Source organism: Streptomyces sp. NPDC054842, assembly GCF_053611025.1.
On the sequence record NZ_JBSGZN010000046.1, the window covers coordinates 24,073 to 41,246 of the forward strand.

Consider the following 17,174-nt stretch of genomic DNA (forward strand, 5'->3'; position numbering starts at 1 on the left):
GCCCGGGGTCACTTGACGACGGTCGACCAGTCCGGCGACTGCGCGGGGTCCAGGCCGCGCAGGCGCTCCAGCACCTCGGGCTTCTGCGCGTCCATCCAGTCGGCCAGCTCGCGGAAGGACACACAGCGGACGTCCTTGCGGACACAGACGTTCTTGATGACGTCGTCGACCGCCTTCATGTAGATGCCGCCGTTCCAGTCCTCGAAGTGGTTGCCGATGAACAGCGGTGCCCGGCTGCCGTAGTACACGCGGTTGAAGCCGTTGAGGTAGGTCTGGGTGGTCTCCTGGCGCCACTTCTCGTGCTGCGCCGGGTCGCCGTCCGTCTCGCCCTCGGACTGGTTGTAGAGGAAGTTGAAGTCCATCGACAGGCCCTGGTACTTGCCGCCCTCGTACGGAAGCATCTGGAGGGGGAAGTCCCAGATGCCGTCCTTCTTGGCCGGCCATATCTGGAAGTCGCCGGCGGAGCTGGCGTCGTAGCGCCAGTCGAAGGTCTTGATCGCCTTGAGCAGGTTCTTCTGCCCCTCCAGGCACGGCGCCCGGCCGCCGACGATCTCCCGCTTCGCGTCGAAGGGGAGCGCCTTCATGTCGTCGTAGCCGGTGTTGGTCTTCCACTTCTCGACGAACGAGTAGAACTGCTTGATCTCGCTCTTCCACTCCTCGACGCTCCAGTCGCCGCCGCCCTTGTCGCCGCAGAAGTGCCCGTTGAAGTGCGAACCGATCTCGTTGCCGTCCTCCCACGCCTTGCCCAGCTCCGTCAGCGTGGTGCGGATGTGCTCGTCGGTCGGGTAGCTGATCGCCGAGTCGCCCGGGTCGTGCATCGGGGGGTGGTACAGCGTCTTCTTGTCCTTCGGCAGCAGGTAGATGCCGGTCAGGAAGAAGGTCATGTGGGCGTTGTACTGCTCGGCCATCTCGCGGTAGTGCGAGAACAGCTCGTCGTCGCCCTGGAGGGCGCCGTCCCAGGAGAAGACCACGAACTGGGGCGGTTTCTCACCGGGCTTGAGCCGCGTGGCCTTGAACTCACCGCGCTGCGGCCCGGTGTACGAGGTGGAGCCGTCCCCGATGACCTTCGTCTTGCCGTCCCACTGGGGCTCCTTGCCCTCGCCCGCTCCGTCGCCGTCGCCGGGCGACGTGGCGGCCGACGACCCGGTGGGCGCCGGGTCGTCCCCCGTCCCCCACACGACGAGGGGCACGGTGATGCACGAGACGGCCACGGCGATGGCGGCGGTCAGGATCCTGGGCCGGGCGGTCAGCCGGCCCAGGACGTCGGCGCTGCCGCTGCGGCGGCGCCTGCGGTGGGCGTTCGAGTTCATCGGTGGCGCATTCTGCGAGGAGGGAGAGCGGAGCGCAATGGTGCCGTCGCCGCTCGCTTCAGCTGAGGGGGCTCATGGCCTTCGACCAGATGCCGTAGGGGACGGAGGTGGCGGGCGAACCGGCGAGGCCCTTCAGCGGGAGGGGTTCCAGGCTCTTGGACAGGTCCATGCGGTAGGTGACGACCGCCGTGGACACCGCGCGGTGCGTGCCGACGTACCAGGCCGCGGTGTCCTTCTGGCTGGTGCCGCCCTTGCCCGCGACCTTCGCCGCGTCGGGTGCCGCGCCCGGGTGCTGGGTGCGGAACGACTCGGCGAGCGCCTCGGTGACCTGGTCGGCCACCTCGGTCCTGACCGCGCGGCGCGGTTTGGGTGTGCTCAGGGCGACGCCGCTGCCGTTGCGGGTGATGCGGCGCACCGAGTAGGGCTCGGTGTGGGTCCCCTGGGCGGCGAACGTGGCGTACGCGCTGGCCATGCGGATGGCGCTCGGCGTGGAGCTGCCCAGCGACAGTTCGGGCACCTGCGGGCCCATGCTGGACGAGAGCAGGCCGGCCGCCTGGGCGGTCAGGCGCACCTTGTCCAGGCCGGTGTCCAGGCCGAGTTGCATGAACGGCGCGTTGACGGACGAGGCGAGCGCCTTGTGCAGGGGGATCTGCCCCCAGGACTTGCCGTCGTCGTTGTGGGCGGTGACCTTCTTGCCGCTGCGGTCCCAGTAGGGGCCCTCGGGTGTGGTCACGGGGACGTCGTCGTCACCGTTGTAGACGGAGTCGGGGCCGACCGGGGTGGTGGCCGTGGTGCCGCGCTCCTTGCGGACCCCGTGCTCCAGGCCCGCCGCGTAGACGAAGGGGAGGAACGCCGAGCCGGCCGGGACGGTCGTCGCGTTGGACTCGTTGAAGCCCTGCTTGCGGTGGTCGGGACCGCCGTAGACGGCGAGTATCCGGCCGTCGTCGGCGACCGAGGCCGCCCCGTAGTGCGCGGTCTTCGCCTTCTCCGGGTCGTCCTTCACGGCGTCTTTGCGGGCCCGGGTGACGGCCGCGGTGAGGGCGTTCTCCCGCTTCCGGTCGAAGGTCGTGTAGATCTGGTAGCCGCCGAGGTCGAACTGCTGGTCCGAGATGTGCGCGGACTTCTTCGCGTACTGGGTGGCCAGCTCCACGAGGTAGTCGCTCTGGTGGCCGGTGTCGTAGACCCGGGACTGCTTGAGCGGCTCGGGGAACTCGGTGTACTTCGCGCGCTGTTCCGCGGACAGCTTGCCGATCTTGACCATGCGGTCGAGGATCCAGTCCCACCGCTCCACGGCCCGCGCGTGGTTGTTCGCGCTCAGGGAGGGGTCGAAGAGGCCGGCGCCCTTCAGCAGCGAGGCCAGGAACGCGGCCTCGCTGGGGTTGAGTTCGCTGACCTCCTTGCCGTAGTACGCCTGCGCGGCCCGCTGGATGCCGTAGGTGCCCCGGCCGAACCAGCTGGTGTTGAGGTAGCCCTCCAGGATCTGGTCCTTGCTCATCTTCTGGTCGAGCTTGATCGCCATCATGGCCTCGGTCAGCTTGCGGCTCACCGAGCGGTCCTGGGACAGGTAGACGTTCTTGACGTACTGCTGGGTGATCGTGGAGCCGCCCTGGGTGTCGCCCTCGCCGACCGTGCGCCACAGGGCGCGGGTGATGCCGCTGGCGGAGATGCCCGGGTCGGAGTAGAAGCTCTCGTTCTCCGCGGCCAGCACCGCCCAGCGCACCTGCTCGGGGATGTCCTTCAGCGGCATCTCCTGGCGCCGTACCCAGCCGGTACGGGCCATGGGGGTGCCGTCCTCCCAGAAGTAGACGTTGTCCTGCTGGGTGGCGTACGTGTTGAGGTTGTCCGGGATCTCCGTGGTGGCGTAGGCGACGCCCAGCAGGGAGGCGGTGGCGGCGAAGAGCGTCAGGACGGCGCCCAGCCACTGGCGCCAGGACGGCATCCAGCGGCGCCAGCCGGTGCGGCCAGGCCGCGGGTACTTCGGGCGCAGGCGGCGGACGTAGGGCGCGGCGCCCTCGATCACGGGGGCCAGGCGTGCCGAGACGGCCGCCGTCACGGCCGCCCTGGCGGTGGGCGGGCCGGGCTTGCGCCGGGGACCGCTGCGCGGCTCGACGGGCCTCGGCTTCGGCACGTCCGACACCCGGAGCGCCATGGTGGCCTCCGGGTCGGTGCGGACCTGCCGGACCGGGGCGGGCTCGGGCTCGGGGCTGTCGGCGGGCGTGCGGGGCGCCGGTTCGGCCTCCGGGGGCCTGCGGGCCGGCCGGGCGGCGAGCGCCTTGAGGTCGTCGGGCGTCCGGAGGGCCATGGTGGCCTCCGGATCGTTGCGGGGCTCGCGCTCGGGGGCGGGCTCCAGGTCCTCGGGCACCCGGAGCGCCATGGTGGCCTCCGGGTCGGTGCGCGGGCGGCCACCGGCGTCGGGGGTGTCCCGGCGGGCGGGGCTTTCCGGGGTGCCCGTGCGGCGGGAGGCCGACGGCTTCTCGCCGTCGGGCGCGGGCGTGCGGCGGCCGGGTTCCGGGGAGCCGGAGCGGTCGGGAGCGTCCTCGCGGCGGTGCGGACCGCCGCCCTCCTCGGGCCTAGCCATGGAGGATTTCCGGACGTGGCCCCCCGCCGGGGTGCACCTCATGTATTCGCTGCCATGACGTGGACATGCCTGCGTTTCCCTCCGCACTCAGTCTTGCTCGCGCGGGTAGACGCAGCTGCCGCGCACGCGGCTGCGAGCCCCCCTCCCCGACCTTTCGGTACATCGCGGCCCCCACAAATTATCAGTGGTCACAGTGATCGCTTCCGTCGGATACCAGACAGAAAGCGGACAGTTGTGTTCCGTTTCGGTCACGTGAAGGACGCGGCGCCCCGTCTTCCCGGTTCCCGGAGTCACCGCAGCGGGATGATCACTTCGTCCTCGACGGGCGGATCGAGTTCCTGGGCACGGTTTCCGGTGGCCGAAAAGCATCGCAGCCGGACCGCGTCCGGAGAGACGTCGAGCCGCAGGAAGCACTTGAAGAACGGCGGGCTGTACGTCGCCGAGCCGGGCGAGAACAACTGCGTGTACGTCTTGCGCACGGGCAGGCGCAGCCGTGCGCGGCGGTCGGGGCGGCGCCCCGCGCCCAGCAGCCCGGCGACCAGCCGGACGCGCCGCGTCACGCGCGCGGGCGCCCCCGGGGAGCGGGTCGGCGCGATGCCCAGACGCTCGGCGATCACGGCGGCCGCCTCGTCCGCGTCGAGCGTGAAGAAGCGGGGCATCCGCAGCCGCCGCCCGTAGAGCCGGCTGTAGAAGGCCAGGGAGTCGCCGCGCAGGGGGTAGCAGCGGAAGTCGTCCTCGCCGACCCCGGCCACGGAGACCCGGGGAATGGTGTGGGTGGCGTGCATGAAGGCGCCGCCGCCCCCGGCGACCACGTACTGGACGGTGCGGCCGTCCACCGCCACCGGATAGCGCTGGTAGTTGTGGATGTCTCCGCCGATCGCGGCGACATAGCGGTGCGCGGGATCACGGACGATGTCGTCGACCGTGCCGCCGCCCTCGATCGCGCAGGGGTGGTGCTCACCGTCGACGTACAGGGGTGAGCCGGTGACGAGGATCTTCGGGACGTCCGCCTTCGACACCTCGCGCAGCCAGCGGCCCTGTTCGGCGTCGAGGGTCCCCAGCAGTCCCGTGTCGATGCCGACGATGCGCACCGGACCGGCGTCGACGGCCCAGTAGGGGCCCGGCTGCACGGCCTGTTGGGCGGGCGCCGACCGCAACTCCCTTGCGGTGGCCAGACGTTGCTCGTCGACGGGACGGGCCTTGTGCCACAGCAGCCCGCGCAGCCAGGTGCGCGTCAGCGGGCGGGGAGCGGGCGGCGGGGCGAGGGGCGGGGCGTCGCAGAAGACGCGCATGAAGCCCTGGAGGTCCTCGTACCAGTCGTGGTTGCCGGGTATCGCGTACACGGGTGCCTGGTAGTCGCGGTACGGACGGTGGAACTTCGTGCCGTACTCGTCGGCGCTGCCCACCGGATAGACCACGTCACTGGCCAGGACGGCGAAGCTGGTGCCCTGACCGGCTTTCAGGAAACCGGGGACCACCGCGTACTGGGAGTCGTCGCCCTCCCCGGTGTCCCCGATGACCATGAAGGAGAAGTGGTCCGGGTCGTCGCGCCGGATGACGCGGTCGGCGGGGGCGCCGGCGGCCGCGCACCGCTCCGCCCAGCGGGCGCGGGTGCCGCCGGTGGGGTCCCCGAACCACGAGGCCAGGAGGCCGTTGCGTGCCGGCCACAGCGTCCGCGGGTCGAGCCACGACAGCTTCTCGACGCGCTCCGGCATCAGCAGCCGGTAGTCCCCGCGCACCGAGTCGCCCCAGCCGGCGCCCGCGGCGGTGTCCCGTGAAGAGTCAGACATCGGGGAACCGTAACAACGAGCCGCGGCACGCCGACGGCCAGCCCGCACCTTCGCCGCCCGCGCCCGGCACCGCGGGTCCCGGGAGGGCCGTGCACGCTCAACTCGGCTCGCTGCGGGCGCACTTCACGGCACCGGGTCTCAACCGGCCCCAAGATAAAGGGTTTTCACGAAAAGCAATGCGCTCCGCCAAGATTTCTCGGCGTCGAGATTCACGGTTCTCGGACAATTGTCGTTCACATGAATTCGTCACCTGACGGGCTCGGGCGGTCGCTTTGTGTCAACCTCCGCCGGAATGTGTTTCGCGAATTCCCGGAGCGGGAATTCGCGTTTTAGTGCTTCGGACAGGAGGCACGTCCGTGGGAGCTGGCCCCTACAGAATCCCGGGTGTGTCCGGTGTCGTCCGTATGTGCCGCTCCCCAGGTGACGTACACCTTTCGAAGGGAGTTGCGGCGCCATGAGTGTCACGGCACGCACGAAGCAGCACCCGCACGACGACGCCCCCGACACCGCCGCGGCGTTCGAACGTCTCCGCGCCCTGCCCGACGGCCCCGAGCGGCAGGCACTCCGGGACGAACTGGTGAGAGCCTGGCTGCCGATGGCCGAGCGCATCGCGGGCCGGTTCCGGGGCAGGGGAGAGTCCGTCGAGGACCTCTGCCAGGTCGCCGCCCTCGGTCTCGTGAAGGCGGTCGACCGCTACGACCCCGAGCGGGGCAACGCCTTCGAGAGCTACGCCATCCCCACCGTCACCGGTGAGATCAAGCGCCACTTCCGCGACCACATGTGGCTGCTGCACGTGCCCCGCCGCGTCCAGGACCTGCGCAATCGCGTCCGTACCGCCGTGAAGGACCTGTCCCAGACCGCGCCCGGCCAGCATCCCTCCGTCGCCGAGATCGCGGCCGAGGCCCAGCTGACCGAGGACGAGGTGCGCACGGGTCTGGAGGCGCTCGACAGCTTCTCCGCCCTCTCGCTGGACGCCGAGCTGCCGGGCAGCGACGACGGCTACGCGCTGGGGGACGCGCTCGGCGCCCCGGACGGCGGGTTCGACCTCGTCGTCGACCGCGAGTCGGTCAAGCCCTGCCTCCGGGCGCTGCCCGAGCGCGAACAGACCATCCTCTACCTGCGGTTCTTCTGCGGTATGACGCAGAGCGGGATAGCGCGGCAGCTCGGCATCTCGCAGATGCACGTCTCCCGCCTGCTGAGCGGCTGCTACGACAGGCTCCGCGAGGAGGCACTCGCCGACGCGCCGTAGGGATCGTCCGGCCGATCATGGTCCCGGCCGCTGAAGCAAGCACGGCCTCTCACGAGCGGCATGATCGGCCGGTTGGTCAGCCGGACAAGTCCTGGCTGTCGCTTCGCCCTCATGCCGGTTCCGTACGGGTACGCGGGTCGCCTACTCGTGCTGGCCGGCGGCGTTGTTGTTCGTGCCGTCCGCGCGGGTGTTCGCGTTCTCGTTCACGAGGCTCTGCGCATCGCTGTTGATGTTCGAGTTCAGCGTCGAGATGTTGTCGAGGACATGCGCGTCGTTCAGGGTGCCGTCGGCGATACCGGCGTGGGCCGGAGCGGCGACGAGGAGCGCGGTCACAGCGGCGAGGCCGGCGGTGGTGAGGATGTCGGTCTTCATGGCGTGATCAACGACGGTCGTTCACGCCGGTCACCGGAGTTCCATCCGCTCCGCTACGCCGGTTCGGGCTTGTGCGCCTCCAGGGTCTTCGCCAGGAGCGCGTGAAGGTGGCGGCGCTCGTCCGCGTCGAGTCCTGCCAGGAGTTCCGCCTGGGCGTCGTCGGCGCCCCGCTGGATCTCGTCGAGATAGCGCCTGCCGGCCGCGTTGATCGTGACGAGGTTGCGGCGTCGGTCGCCCGGGTCGGCCTGGCGCTCGATGCGGCCTCCCCTCTGGAGCCGGGTCACGATGCCGCTGACGTCGTTGCGGTCCAGCCCGAGCCGCCTGCCGAGATCGGCCTGGCTGAGCGCGCCGTACTCCTCCAGCGCGGCGAGGACGGCGAAGTCGGAACGGGCCGTGAGGGGCATGTGCCTCGCTGTCATGCGAGCCCCGACCGTGGAGACCTTGTTCGCCTGCCAGCTCGTGAGTGCCCGCAGCCGTGCCGGCGGTCGGAGGTCGTCGTTCGCTTCGCCCATGGACCCCACTGTAAACGTTGGCCGCCCCAACCGAACGGTGTTACGTTGGGCTCGCCAACGTTGGGTAGCCCAACGAAAGGAGTCGGCGGGATCTTCTGCCGACCCCGACTTGGCCGAAGGGAGCTTCCTGATGTCCGACAACATCGCTCACCCCGACCTGTCCGGCCGGCGTGTCCTGATCCCCGGCGGCACCGGAGGGGTGGGTGAGGGCGCCGTGCGCGCCTATCTCGCGGCGGGTGCGCAGGTGGTGGTGCCCACACGCAGCAAGGAGCGGGCGGAGGAGTTCCGCGCGCTGCTCGGCGAGGCGGCCACCGCGCGCCTGTACCTGTTCGAGCACGACTACACCGACTTCGCGGGCGCCGAGGCACTCGTCGCCACCATGGTCGACCGGCTCGGCGGGCTGGACGACGTCGTCGCCCCGATCGGCGGCTGGTGGCACGGCAAGCCGTTGTGGGAGATGAGCGAAGCGGACTGGCAGGCGGCCTTCGTGGGCCTGGCGACCGCTCACATGGCCGTGGTGCGCGCGGCCCTGCCTCGCATGACGCGGCAGGGGGCGTACTCCATCGTGGTCGGCGAGTCCGCCCGCGTGCCGATCCCCGGAAGCGGCCTGGTGAGCATGGAGCAGGCGGCGCTCCAGATGATGCACCAGGTGCTCGCCGTCGAACTCCAGGGTGCCAAGCGCGTGTTCCTCCTCGAACTCGGCCCCGTGGCGACCCGCTTCGTCGAAGCCGCCGATCCCGCTCAGGTCACCTCCGCGCAGATCGGTGCGGTCGCCGTCGCGGCTTCCGTCTCGACGCAGCCCGGGCGGCCGGTGCGACTGCTGAACCGGACCCATGCCGAGGACGCCCTGGTCTCGCTCGGGGCGTCGAAGTGAGCGCCACCCACCTCGGCTACGAAGTCATCGTGTCCGAGGCGATCCCGCTCGCACTGCCGGGACGCCTGCCCGACGGAGGCGCGCGCACCTGGGCGCCTGTGTCCACGACTCTCCTCTTCGGGCACGGCGAGGTGGTACTCGTCGACCCGCCGCTGACCGCCGCGCAGGCGGAAGTCGTCGCGGACCGGGTCCGCGCCGGCGGCCGAAGGCTCACCCACATCTTCGTGACACACGCGCACGGCGACCACTGGTTCACCGCGGCGAGCCTGGCCGACCGTTTCCCGGGCGCCCAGGTGGTGGCCACGAGCGGGACCATCGCGCAGATGCACCGGGCCGCGCAGGCGCGCGCGGGCTTCTGGGACAAGATCCTCCCCGGACTGATCCCGGCGTCCCCCGTCACGGCCGTGGCCGCCGAGGACCTCGGAAACCGGCTCGTCCTCGAAGGACACGCCCTGTCCGTCGTCGGCGTCGGGCACAGCGACACCGACGACACCAGCGTCCTGCACGTCCCGGACCTCGACCTGGTCGTCGCGGGCGACGTCGTCTACAACGGCGTCCACCAGTACCTCGTCGAGTCCCGTGACGGGGGCCGCGACGCCTGGCGCCGTGCCATCGCCGCCGTGGAGGCGCTCGGCGCACGCCGCGTCATCGCCGGCCACAAGAATCACCGGTACGACGACGACGCGGAGCGCCAGATCGAGGAGACCCTCCGCTACCTCGCCGACGCGGACGAACTGCTCGAAACGGAAGTGACACCGGAGGACTTCTACGACGCCATGGTCCGGCGGCATCCGGGCCACCTCAACCGCAGCAGCCTCTGGGGCAGCAGCCAGGCGCTCTACACGGACCGCACGTAGTCGATGCGCCGCCCACCTGGAAGGCCCGTCGAAGGCCCGCCGGATGGGCGGCCCGCCGATCGGCCCGTCGACACCTCCCGGTGGTTCCGGTTCAGGAGGTCGATGCCGTCTCGCCGGTCAGCGGATCTCGTTCCCGGGGTGTTCCAGGTCGTAGGTCTCGCGGGCTCGGGCGATCTCGGCCCGGTGTTCGAGTGACCAGTCGGCGAGTGCCTTGACCAGGTGGGTCAGGCTCGCGCCCGTCTCGGTGAGCCGGTAGTCGACCTGGGCCGGCACGGTCGGATACACGGTCCGCAGGATCAGGCCGTCCCGCTCCAGCCGGCGCACCGTGAGGGTCAGCATGCGCTGGGAGATCCCGTCGATGGCGCGCTGGAGTTGCCGGAAGCGCCGCGGGCCGCCGGCCAGCTCGACGACGACGAGGACCGACCATTTGTCACCGACCCGGTCGAGGACGTCGCGGATCCCGCAGTCGGGACGGTCCGGCTGTCCGCAGGGTTCGAGTGCAGCGGGTCCAGCGGTTACCTCGGTGTGCCTCACTGACACGGAACTGCCTCCTTGTGGCCCGACCCGGGCCGGTTGAGGATCTCACCGTAGTTACCGAAGAGAACCACGGTAGGAGACGGAACCGTAATGATCATGGTGACCGGTGCGAACGGACAGCTCGCCACTCTCACGCTCCGGGAGCTGGCCGAGCGCCACCTGCCCGCCCTCGGTGGCACTCGATCACCCGTGGAAGGGCAGCGGCGCCTCGACTTCGACGACCCCGCGAGCCTCGACCTCACCGGTGTCTCCACGCTGGTCCTCGTCTCGGCGGGGTACGCCGAGGACGACCAGGTCATCACCCGGCACCGGGCAGCTCTGGACGCCGCGGCGCGCGGCGGCGTGAGCCACGTGGTGTACACGAGCCTGGCCGGCGACGGTGACCACCTCGGCTTCGCCCTCGCCCATCGGGCCACCGAGCAACTGGTCCGAGCCAGCGGCATCGGGTGGACGGTCCTGCGCAACGGCCTCTACGCCGAACTCTTCGGGGCGCTCCTGACCTGGACCGCCGACGGCCTGGAATCGGCGTTCGGCGACGGAGCGCTCGCCGCCGTGGCGCGGACCGACCTGGCCGCGGCGGCAGCCGTCGTGGCCGGTGATCCGACCGCGCACGCCGGCAGGACCTACGACCTCGTCGGCCAACCGATCACCGCCGTCGACATCGCCGAATCCCTCGGAGTCGCCCACCGGACCATCGGGCTCGGGGAGTACCGGTCCCGACTCCTCGCCGACGACACGCTGCTGCCGTTCCAGCCGCCGATGCTCGCCTCGATCGCGACCGGCGTCCGCCACGGGTTCCTCGGCACCACGGGCCCCGACCTCGCCCGCCTGCTCGGCAGACCGCTCACCGACCCGCTCACCGTCGCCACGGCCACCGCGGCCGCGACGCGCCCCGACGCCGGCTGACACGGGTCATTCACGGCAGCACGCCGCAGTGTGCCGCTGAGGGTCGCCGTCGCCGTCACCCCGGGCGAAGGCAGGTGCTCCTGCACATCTCCCGGCTGCATTCCGTCCGGCGACGGAGTTCTTCGACCGTGCGAAAGCTCCGCTGGACGGCCCGCAGCCGTGTCACGGCCGGAGCCGCCGCATGACGAACGCGCCGTGGGGTACTCCGGCAGCACTCGGGCACGACGGCCCGGGCACCGACGGCACGAACCGGTCCGGAGGCGACGCGCACATGAGCCCGACCGACGGCGCACCCGCTCCCACGACGACGCACGACGCCGGCCCCGAGGCGTACGACGCGGGGCCCTTCCTGCCCGCGCGGGGCGGGCTTCCCGCGCACCGGCGCGCCGCGGCGGAGTGCCGGGGCTGCCCGCTCTTCGAGAACGCCACCGGGACCGTCTTCGGGGCGGGCGACACCTCGGCGCGGATCCTGCTGGTCGGCGAGCAGCCGGGGGACCAGGAGGACAGGCAGGGGGAGCCCTTCGTCGGACCGGCGGGGCGGCTGCTGGACAAGGCGCTGGAGGAGGCGGGCATCGACCGGGACGACGCCTACGTCACGAACGCCGTGAAGCACTTCAAGTTCACTCCGGCCGCGGGCGGCAAACGCCGTATCCACAAGGCGCCCGACCTGCGCGAGACGGCCGCCTGCCGGCCCTGGCTCCTCGCGGAACTCCGGCTGGTCCGGGCCGACGTGGTGGTCGCGCTCGGCGCCACCGCCGGGAAGGCGCTGCTCGGCAGGTCGTTCCGTGTGACGAAGGACCGCGGAACGCTCCTCCCGCTGCCCGCCGAGGTGGCGCAGCACGCGCGGGCGGGTGAGCGGGACGCGGGGGAGCGGTACGTGGTGGCGACCCTGCACCCGTCCGCCGTGCTCCGCTCCGACGACCGCGAGGCCGCCTACGCGGGGCTGGTCGCCGACCTGAAGGTGGCCGCACGGGCGCTGGACGAGGACCGCTGAGCGGGCCGGGCCCGCACCGGCCCGGGTGATCGGGCTTGAAAGCGGATCTCCGGGTACCCGGCCGGTATGCGCGACACCGACCCGCGCCCGACCGGGCGCAAGAAGCCGACCGAGACCGCGACGGAAGAGGCCCTGGAGGAGGTGAAGGAGCTGGGCGAGCAGGAGGACACCGACACCACCGAAGGAGCGCCGGAAGGCACCGGCGACCCGATCACCCCGAGCCCTCCCGCCAACCGCAGGACCGCCGAGGGGCACCCCTCCGACTGACTCCTCGCCGGGGGAACGTGTACGCCTGGAGCACACCGGAGCGCGTCCACCGCGGAGAACACGGAGCGCCCGCGCGGAACCCGGGACCTCCGGAGCGGGCCGCGAGCAGGGTCCCGGCGGGGACGACAACGCCGTACCCGCCCGGCATCCCGGCCGGCAGCGCGGGCAACGGCTCACCGAGGCCGTACTCGGTCGTGCGGAGGCGGGGATGAACGCCCGCCCTGCGCCGCCGGATCTGACCGGTGGGGAACGGCCGAGCAGCGGGCTGGGTGATCGGGCATGCAGGCGAGCGGCCGCCCCCCCCGCCTGACCGGGCGGGCCCCACACGCCGGCGCCGGGCGGGGACCACTCCCGCCCGGCGCCGGTCACGATGTCCTCAGTCCGGCAGGCTCCGCGCCTCGATGTCGACGCTACGGAAAGTCGGGCGCGGCGGACAGGGTGCCGTACCGACGTCCCGGGGTCGCCCCACCGGCGTCAGGCGCACGACGAGGCCCCGGACGGGACACGTCACCCGTCGCTCACCAGCACCACTTCCAGCGTGCGGGGGCCGTGCACGCCCTCCACCCGGTCCAGCTCGATGTCGCTCGTCGCGGACGGCCCGGAGATCCACGTCAACGGGCGTGCCGGGTCGAGGCGTTCGAGCCCCTGCGGCACCGAGGAGACCACCTGGCCGGGCACCCGGAGGACGCAGATGTGGTGGTCGGGCACGAGGGTCGCACGACGGCGCCCCTGGTCGGGACCGCCGTCCAGCACGATGGTGCCGGTCTCGGCGATGGCCACCGCGCACGCCGTGACCACACTGTCCACCCGGTCCAGCTCGTGCGCGCTGTTCCCGGCGACGTCCGCCACGCGGGTCACGTCGGCCGCCGCCAGCCAGCCCGTGTCCAGCCCCGACGGCACCAGCACCGACGTCGAGCCGTGCGCGGCCAGCAGGCCCGCGATCAGCGCCGGGAGCCCGGCGGTGTCGCTGCGGTGCACGAGGGCGCGGTAGTCGGCCAGGTTCTCGGCGAGCAGTTCCACCGTCTGCCCGACGTCGCGCGCGCCGTGCTCGCGCAGGTAGCCGCGCTCGACGACCCGCTCGTAGGGGGTGTCGTCCGCGGGCACGTCCGCGAGGGCGCGCCGCACGCGGCCCAGGATCCGTTCCCTGCTGGTCACTTGCGACCGTCCTCTCCACCGTGCGTCCGCTGCCACCAGTCGCGGAAGGGCTCCGCGGGCACCGGTGGCAGGTCCCGCGTCCCGCTCCACGCCCGGCCGGGGCCCGGCAGCGTACGCGGATGGAAGCGCCGGCTGCGCGAGGCGAGCCGCTGACCGGTGCGCAGCGCCCCCGGGTGCGCGAACGTCCAGCGGGCCGCGCGCATGGCCGCCCGCTCCGCCGCGTGTCCCTTCGCCGGGCGCAGCACCACCTTGTTGCCCTCGCGGGTCACCGGGCCGCCCTGGACGACCCGCTCGCGCAGGTGCACCAGCACCTCGGGGATGTCGATCGCGACCGGGCAGACGTCGTAGCAGGCCCCGCACAGCGAGGAGGCGTACGGCAGCGACGCGTCGATCTCGCTCCCGGTGCCGCGCAGTTGGGGGCTGAGGATCGCGCCGATCGGGCCCGGGTACACGGAGCCGTACGCGTGGCCGCCGGCCCGCTCGTACACCGGGCAGACGTTGAGGCAGGCGGAGCAGCGGATGCAGCGCAGCGCCTGGCGGCCGACCTCGTCGGCGAGCGTGTCGGTGCGCCCGTTGTCGAGCAGGACCAGGTGGAACTCCCGGGGGCCGTCCTCCTCGGTGGTGCCGGTCCACGTGCTCGTGTACGGGTTCATGCGCTCGGCCGTGGAGGAGCGGGGCAGCGTCTGCAGGAACACCTCCAGGTCCCGCCAGGCCGGCACGATCTTCTCGATGCCGACGACCGAGATCAGCGTCTCCGGCAGGGTGAGGCACATCCGGCCGTTGCCCTCGGACTCCACGACCACCAGGGTGCCGGTCTCGGCGACCATGAAGTTGGCCCCGGAGATGCCGACCTTGGCGCGCAGGAACTTCTCGCGCAGGTGCAGACGGGCGGCCTCGGCGAGTTCGGCGGGCGTGTCGGTGAGGCCCTCGGGCGCGGGGCGGCCCCACTCGCTCATCTCGCGGGCGAAGATCTCGCGGATCTCCCCGCGGTTGCGGTGGATGGCCGGGACCAGGATGTGCGAGGGGCGGTCCTTGCCCAACTGCACGATCAGCTCGGCGAGATCGGTCTCGTAGGCGCGGATGCCCTCGGCCTCCAGCGCCTCGTTGAGCCCGATCTCCTGGGTGGCCATCGACTTGACCTTGACGACCTCGCTCTCACCGGTCGCCTTCACCAGGTCCGCGACGATCCGGTTGGCCTCGTCGGCGTCGACGGCCCAGTGCACGGTGCCCCCGGCCGCCGTCACCACCTCCTCCAACTGCACGAGGTAGCGGTCGAGATGGCGCAGGGTGTGGTCCTTGATCCGCTTGCCCGCCTCGCGCAGGGCGGCCCAGTCGTCGAGTTCGGCGACCGCGTGCGCGCGCTTGGCGCGGATCGTGTGCGTGGCGTGGCGCAGATTGCCGCGCAGGGTGGGGTTGTTGACGGCCTCGTGCGCGGCCCGGGGGAAGGCCGGCATGCCGACGAAGGTCCCGCTCATGCCAGGGGCTCCTCTTCCGTGCTCGCCAGGATCTCCGCGATGTGCACCGGGCGCATGCCCGTGCTGAGCCGTGCCATGGTCCCGCCGATGTGCATCAGGCAGGAGTTGTCGGCCGCGCACAGCACCTCCGCGCCCGTCGACTCGGCGTTGCGCACCTTGTCGGCGCCCATCGCCGCCGAGACGTCGGCGTTCTTCACCGCGAAGGTCCCGCCGAAGCCGCAGCACTCCTCGGCCCCCGGCAGCTCCCGCAGTTCGAGGCCCTTGACGGCTTCCAGGAGCCGGCGCGGACGCTCGCCGAGACCGAGGCCGCGCAGCCCGTGACAGGTCGGGTGGTAGGTCACCGTGTGCGGGTAGTACGCGCCGACGTCGGTCACCCCGAGGACGTCGACGAGGAACTCCGTCAGCTCGTACGTCTTCGGCACGACGGGGGCGAGCGTGGCCGCGAGACCGCCCCCGCGGCCCTCCGCCCGGGCCCGCTCGCCCATCCGCGGATACAGCTCCCTGACCATCGCGCCGCACGACCCCGAGGGCGTCACGATCGCCTCGTAGCCGCCGAAGACATCGGAGAAGTGCAGGGCCATCGGCTCGGCCTCGTGCCGGTAGCCGGTGTTGTAGTGGGCCTGCCCGCAACAGGTCTGCGCCATCGGGAAGTCGACCTCGACACCCAGTCTGGTCAGCAGTTTCACCACGGCGCGGCCGGTGTCCGGATAGAGCGTGTCGTTGACACAGGTCAGGAACAGGGCGACACGCATCGCGGCTCCTCGGGTTCGGTCATCGGATGGGTACTGGGGTACCGCGCCACGCGTTCAGCGTAGTGGCGGGCCCGGGGGAGGGTGCGGAACGGGCGGATCCGCGCTCAGCCGCCGGTGAGGCGGCGCTCGGCCTCGCGCCAGGCGGCCTGGTCCCCGCCGGGTTCGTACCGCGTCAACGGCTGGGTGCGCGCGACGAGTTCGCGCATGGCGGTGCGGTCGCCGACCAGGCCCTGGGCGCGGGCCTGGACGAGGACGTTGCCGAGGGCCGCCGCCTCGGCCGGACCCGCCACGACCGGCAGCCCGCAGGCGTCCGCGGTGAGCCGGCACAGCAGGGCGTTGCGGGCCCCGCCGCCGACGACGTGCACGACGTCGACCGGGTGGTCGGCGAGCTCCCGCGCCTCGGCGACGGCCCGGCGGTGGGCGAGCGCGAGGGAGTCGAGGATGCAGCGGGTGATCTCCGCCCGGGAGACCGGCACCGGCTGGCCCGACGCCCGGCACGCCTGCGCGATCCGCTCCGGCATACGGCCCGGCGCGAGGAACGCCGCGTCACCCGCGTCGACGACCGAGCGCAGCGAGGGCACCTGTTCCGCCTCCCGCAGCAGCCCGGCGAGGTCGGGACCGCCCCAGTCGCGCAGGCACTCCTGGAGCAGCCACAGGCCCATGATGTTCCGCAGGTGGCGGACCGTGCCGTCGAGGCCCAGCTCGTTCGTGAAGTTGGCCGCGCGGCTCGCCTCCGTGAGGACCGGCGCGTCCAGCTCCAGGCCCGCCAGCGACCAGGTGCCGGTGCAGATGTACGCGAAGCGCTCGCCCACGGCGGGGACGGCGGCCACCGCGGACGCCGTGTCGTGCGAGCCGACGGCGGTCACCGGGACGGGCCCGGTCAGCCCGGTCTCCTGGAGGACGTGCGGGCGCAGCGTGCCCGCCGGGTCGCCCGGCCGGCGCAGCGGCGGGAACAGCTTCAGGTCGATGCCGAGCCGGTCCGCCACGTCGTACGACCAGTCGCGGGTGCGCGGGTCGATCAGCTGGGTCGTGGAGGCGTTGGTCAGCTCGGTGCCCGCCTCGCCCGTCAGCCAGTACGTCAGCAGGTCGGGGATCAGCAACAGCCGCTCGGCCCGTGCCAGTTGGGCGGAGCCGCAGGCCGCCGCGAGCTGGTACAGCGTGTTGAACGGCGCGTACTGGAGCCCGGTCGCCGCGTACAGCTCGGCGGCGGGCACGGTGGCCCACACCCGCTCCGCGACGCCCTCGGTGCGGGCGTCGCGGTAGTGCACCGGGTTGCCGAGCAGAGCCCCGTCGGCGTCGAGCAGCCCGTAGTCCACGGCCCAGCTGTCGATGCCCACGGAGTCGACCGGCCCCGCGGCCCGCAGCCCGTCGAGGACACCCGCGTACAGGCCGAGGATGTCCCAGCGCAGCCCCTCCGGGACCCGGACGGGCCGGTTGGGGAAGCGGTGCGCCTCGGTGAGCTCCAGCGAGCCGGGCCCCACGCGGCCGACCATGACGCGCCCGCTGGACGCGCCGAGGTCGACCGCGGCGTACGTGTGCACAGCGG

At 72.2% G+C, this 17,174-nt stretch carries 16 protein-coding genes; 6 read left to right on the forward strand and 10 right to left on the reverse strand.

From position 1 onward, the window contains the following. Positions 1 to 8: 8 nt before the first annotated feature. The 3 genes from ACWGIS_RS28860 to ACWGIS_RS28870 form a co-directional block, all read right to left on the reverse strand. Positions 9 to 1,310 (reverse strand): hypothetical protein, encoded by a 1,302-nt coding sequence (locus tag ACWGIS_RS28860; protein WP_453365389.1) that lies wholly within the window; start codon positions 1,308 to 1,310, stop codon positions 9 to 11. Between the two features lie 58 nt (positions 1,311 to 1,368). After that, on the reverse strand, positions 1,369 to 3,888 hold the full coding sequence (locus tag ACWGIS_RS28865; protein WP_453365390.1) for a transglycosylase domain-containing protein: 2,520 nt from the start codon (positions 3,886 to 3,888) through the stop codon (positions 1,369 to 1,371). 290 nt (positions 3,889 to 4,178) lie between these two features. Then, positions 4,179 to 5,678 carry a metallophosphoesterase family protein gene (locus ACWGIS_RS28870; RefSeq protein WP_453365391.1) on the reverse strand — a complete coding sequence of 500 codons (1,500 nt, stop codon included), beginning with the start codon at positions 5,676 to 5,678 and terminating at the stop codon, positions 4,179 to 4,181. A 454-nt stretch (positions 5,679 to 6,132) separates the two neighbouring features. On the opposite strand from ACWGIS_RS28870, the gene ACWGIS_RS28875 reads away from it, so the two are divergent. Continuing rightward, positions 6,133 to 6,927 (forward strand): SigB/SigF/SigG family RNA polymerase sigma factor, encoded by a 795-nt coding sequence (locus ACWGIS_RS28875; protein WP_453365392.1) that lies wholly within the window; start codon positions 6,133 to 6,135, stop codon positions 6,925 to 6,927. A gap of 141 nt (positions 6,928 to 7,068) precedes the next feature. On the opposite strand, the gene ACWGIS_RS28880 is transcribed toward ACWGIS_RS28875, so the two are convergent. Both ACWGIS_RS28880 and ACWGIS_RS28885 read right to left on the reverse strand, forming a co-directional pair. After that, on the reverse strand, positions 7,069 to 7,299 hold the full coding sequence (locus ACWGIS_RS28880) for a hypothetical protein (RefSeq protein WP_453365393.1): 231 nt from the start codon (positions 7,297 to 7,299) through the stop codon (positions 7,069 to 7,071). 53 nt (positions 7,300 to 7,352) lie between these two features. Next, complete coding sequence (locus tag ACWGIS_RS28885) at positions 7,353 to 7,811, reverse strand: MarR family winged helix-turn-helix transcriptional regulator (RefSeq protein ID WP_453365394.1); 459 nt, start codon at positions 7,809 to 7,811, stop codon at positions 7,353 to 7,355. A gap of 130 nt (positions 7,812 to 7,941) precedes the next feature. On the opposite strand from ACWGIS_RS28885, the gene ACWGIS_RS28890 reads away from it, so the two are divergent. Together ACWGIS_RS28890 and ACWGIS_RS28895 are read left to right on the forward strand one after the other, a co-directional pair. Then, positions 7,942 to 8,685 (forward strand): SDR family oxidoreductase, encoded by a 744-nt coding sequence (locus ACWGIS_RS28890; protein ID WP_453365395.1) that lies wholly within the window; start codon positions 7,942 to 7,944, stop codon positions 8,683 to 8,685. After that, positions 8,682 to 9,542, forward strand: coding sequence for an MBL fold metallo-hydrolase (locus tag ACWGIS_RS28895; RefSeq protein ID WP_453365396.1), 861 nt, complete (start codon positions 8,682 to 8,684; stop codon positions 9,540 to 9,542). The genes ACWGIS_RS28890 and ACWGIS_RS28895 overlap by 4 nt, the downstream gene beginning before the upstream one ends. Before the next feature lie 117 nt (positions 9,543 to 9,659). On the opposite strand, the gene ACWGIS_RS28900 is transcribed toward ACWGIS_RS28895, so the two are convergent. Beyond that, positions 9,660 to 10,082: a winged helix-turn-helix transcriptional regulator gene (locus ACWGIS_RS28900; protein ID WP_453365397.1), complete on the reverse strand. Its 423-nt coding sequence runs from the start codon at positions 10,080 to 10,082 to the stop codon at positions 9,660 to 9,662. 87 nt (positions 10,083 to 10,169) lie between these two features. Between ACWGIS_RS28900 and ACWGIS_RS28905 the strand changes: the two genes are divergently transcribed. From ACWGIS_RS28905 to ACWGIS_RS28915, 3 genes are all read left to right on the forward strand, one after another. Next, on the forward strand, positions 10,170 to 10,985 hold the full coding sequence (locus tag ACWGIS_RS28905) for an NmrA family transcriptional regulator (protein WP_453365398.1): 816 nt from the start codon (positions 10,170 to 10,172) through the stop codon (positions 10,983 to 10,985). A gap of 271 nt (positions 10,986 to 11,256) precedes the next feature. Further along, on the forward strand, positions 11,257 to 11,979 hold the full coding sequence (locus tag ACWGIS_RS28910; protein ID WP_453365399.1) for a UdgX family uracil-DNA binding protein: 723 nt from the start codon (positions 11,257 to 11,259) through the stop codon (positions 11,977 to 11,979). A gap of 66 nt (positions 11,980 to 12,045) precedes the next feature. After that, the gene (locus tag ACWGIS_RS28915) at positions 12,046 to 12,246 is read left to right on the forward strand and encodes a hypothetical protein (RefSeq protein ID WP_453365400.1); all 201 of its coding nucleotides are present in this window, start codon (positions 12,046 to 12,048) and stop codon (positions 12,244 to 12,246) included. Between the two features lie 507 nt (positions 12,247 to 12,753). On the opposite strand, the gene ACWGIS_RS28920 is transcribed toward ACWGIS_RS28915, so the two are convergent. From ACWGIS_RS28920 to ACWGIS_RS28935, 4 genes are all read right to left on the reverse strand, one after another. Further along, positions 12,754 to 13,401, reverse strand: a complete 648-nt coding sequence (locus ACWGIS_RS28920) for a LutC/YkgG family protein (protein WP_453365401.1) — start codon at positions 13,399 to 13,401, stop codon at positions 12,754 to 12,756. Further along, positions 13,398 to 14,876, reverse strand: coding sequence for a LutB/LldF family L-lactate oxidation iron-sulfur protein (locus tag ACWGIS_RS28925; RefSeq protein WP_453365402.1), 1,479 nt, complete (start codon positions 14,874 to 14,876; stop codon positions 13,398 to 13,400). Before ACWGIS_RS28925 ends, ACWGIS_RS28920 begins: the two co-directional genes overlap by 4 nt. Beyond that, positions 14,873 to 15,628, reverse strand: coding sequence for a (Fe-S)-binding protein (locus tag ACWGIS_RS28930; RefSeq protein ID WP_453365403.1), 756 nt, complete (start codon positions 15,626 to 15,628; stop codon positions 14,873 to 14,875). The genes ACWGIS_RS28925 and ACWGIS_RS28930 overlap by 4 nt, the downstream gene beginning before the upstream one ends. A 104-nt stretch (positions 15,629 to 15,732) precedes the next feature. Continuing rightward, positions 15,733 to 17,169 carry a rhamnulokinase gene (locus ACWGIS_RS28935; protein ID WP_453365424.1) on the reverse strand — a complete coding sequence of 479 codons (1,437 nt, stop codon included), beginning with the start codon at positions 17,167 to 17,169 and terminating at the stop codon, positions 15,733 to 15,735. Positions 17,170 to 17,174 lie beyond the last annotated feature (5 nt).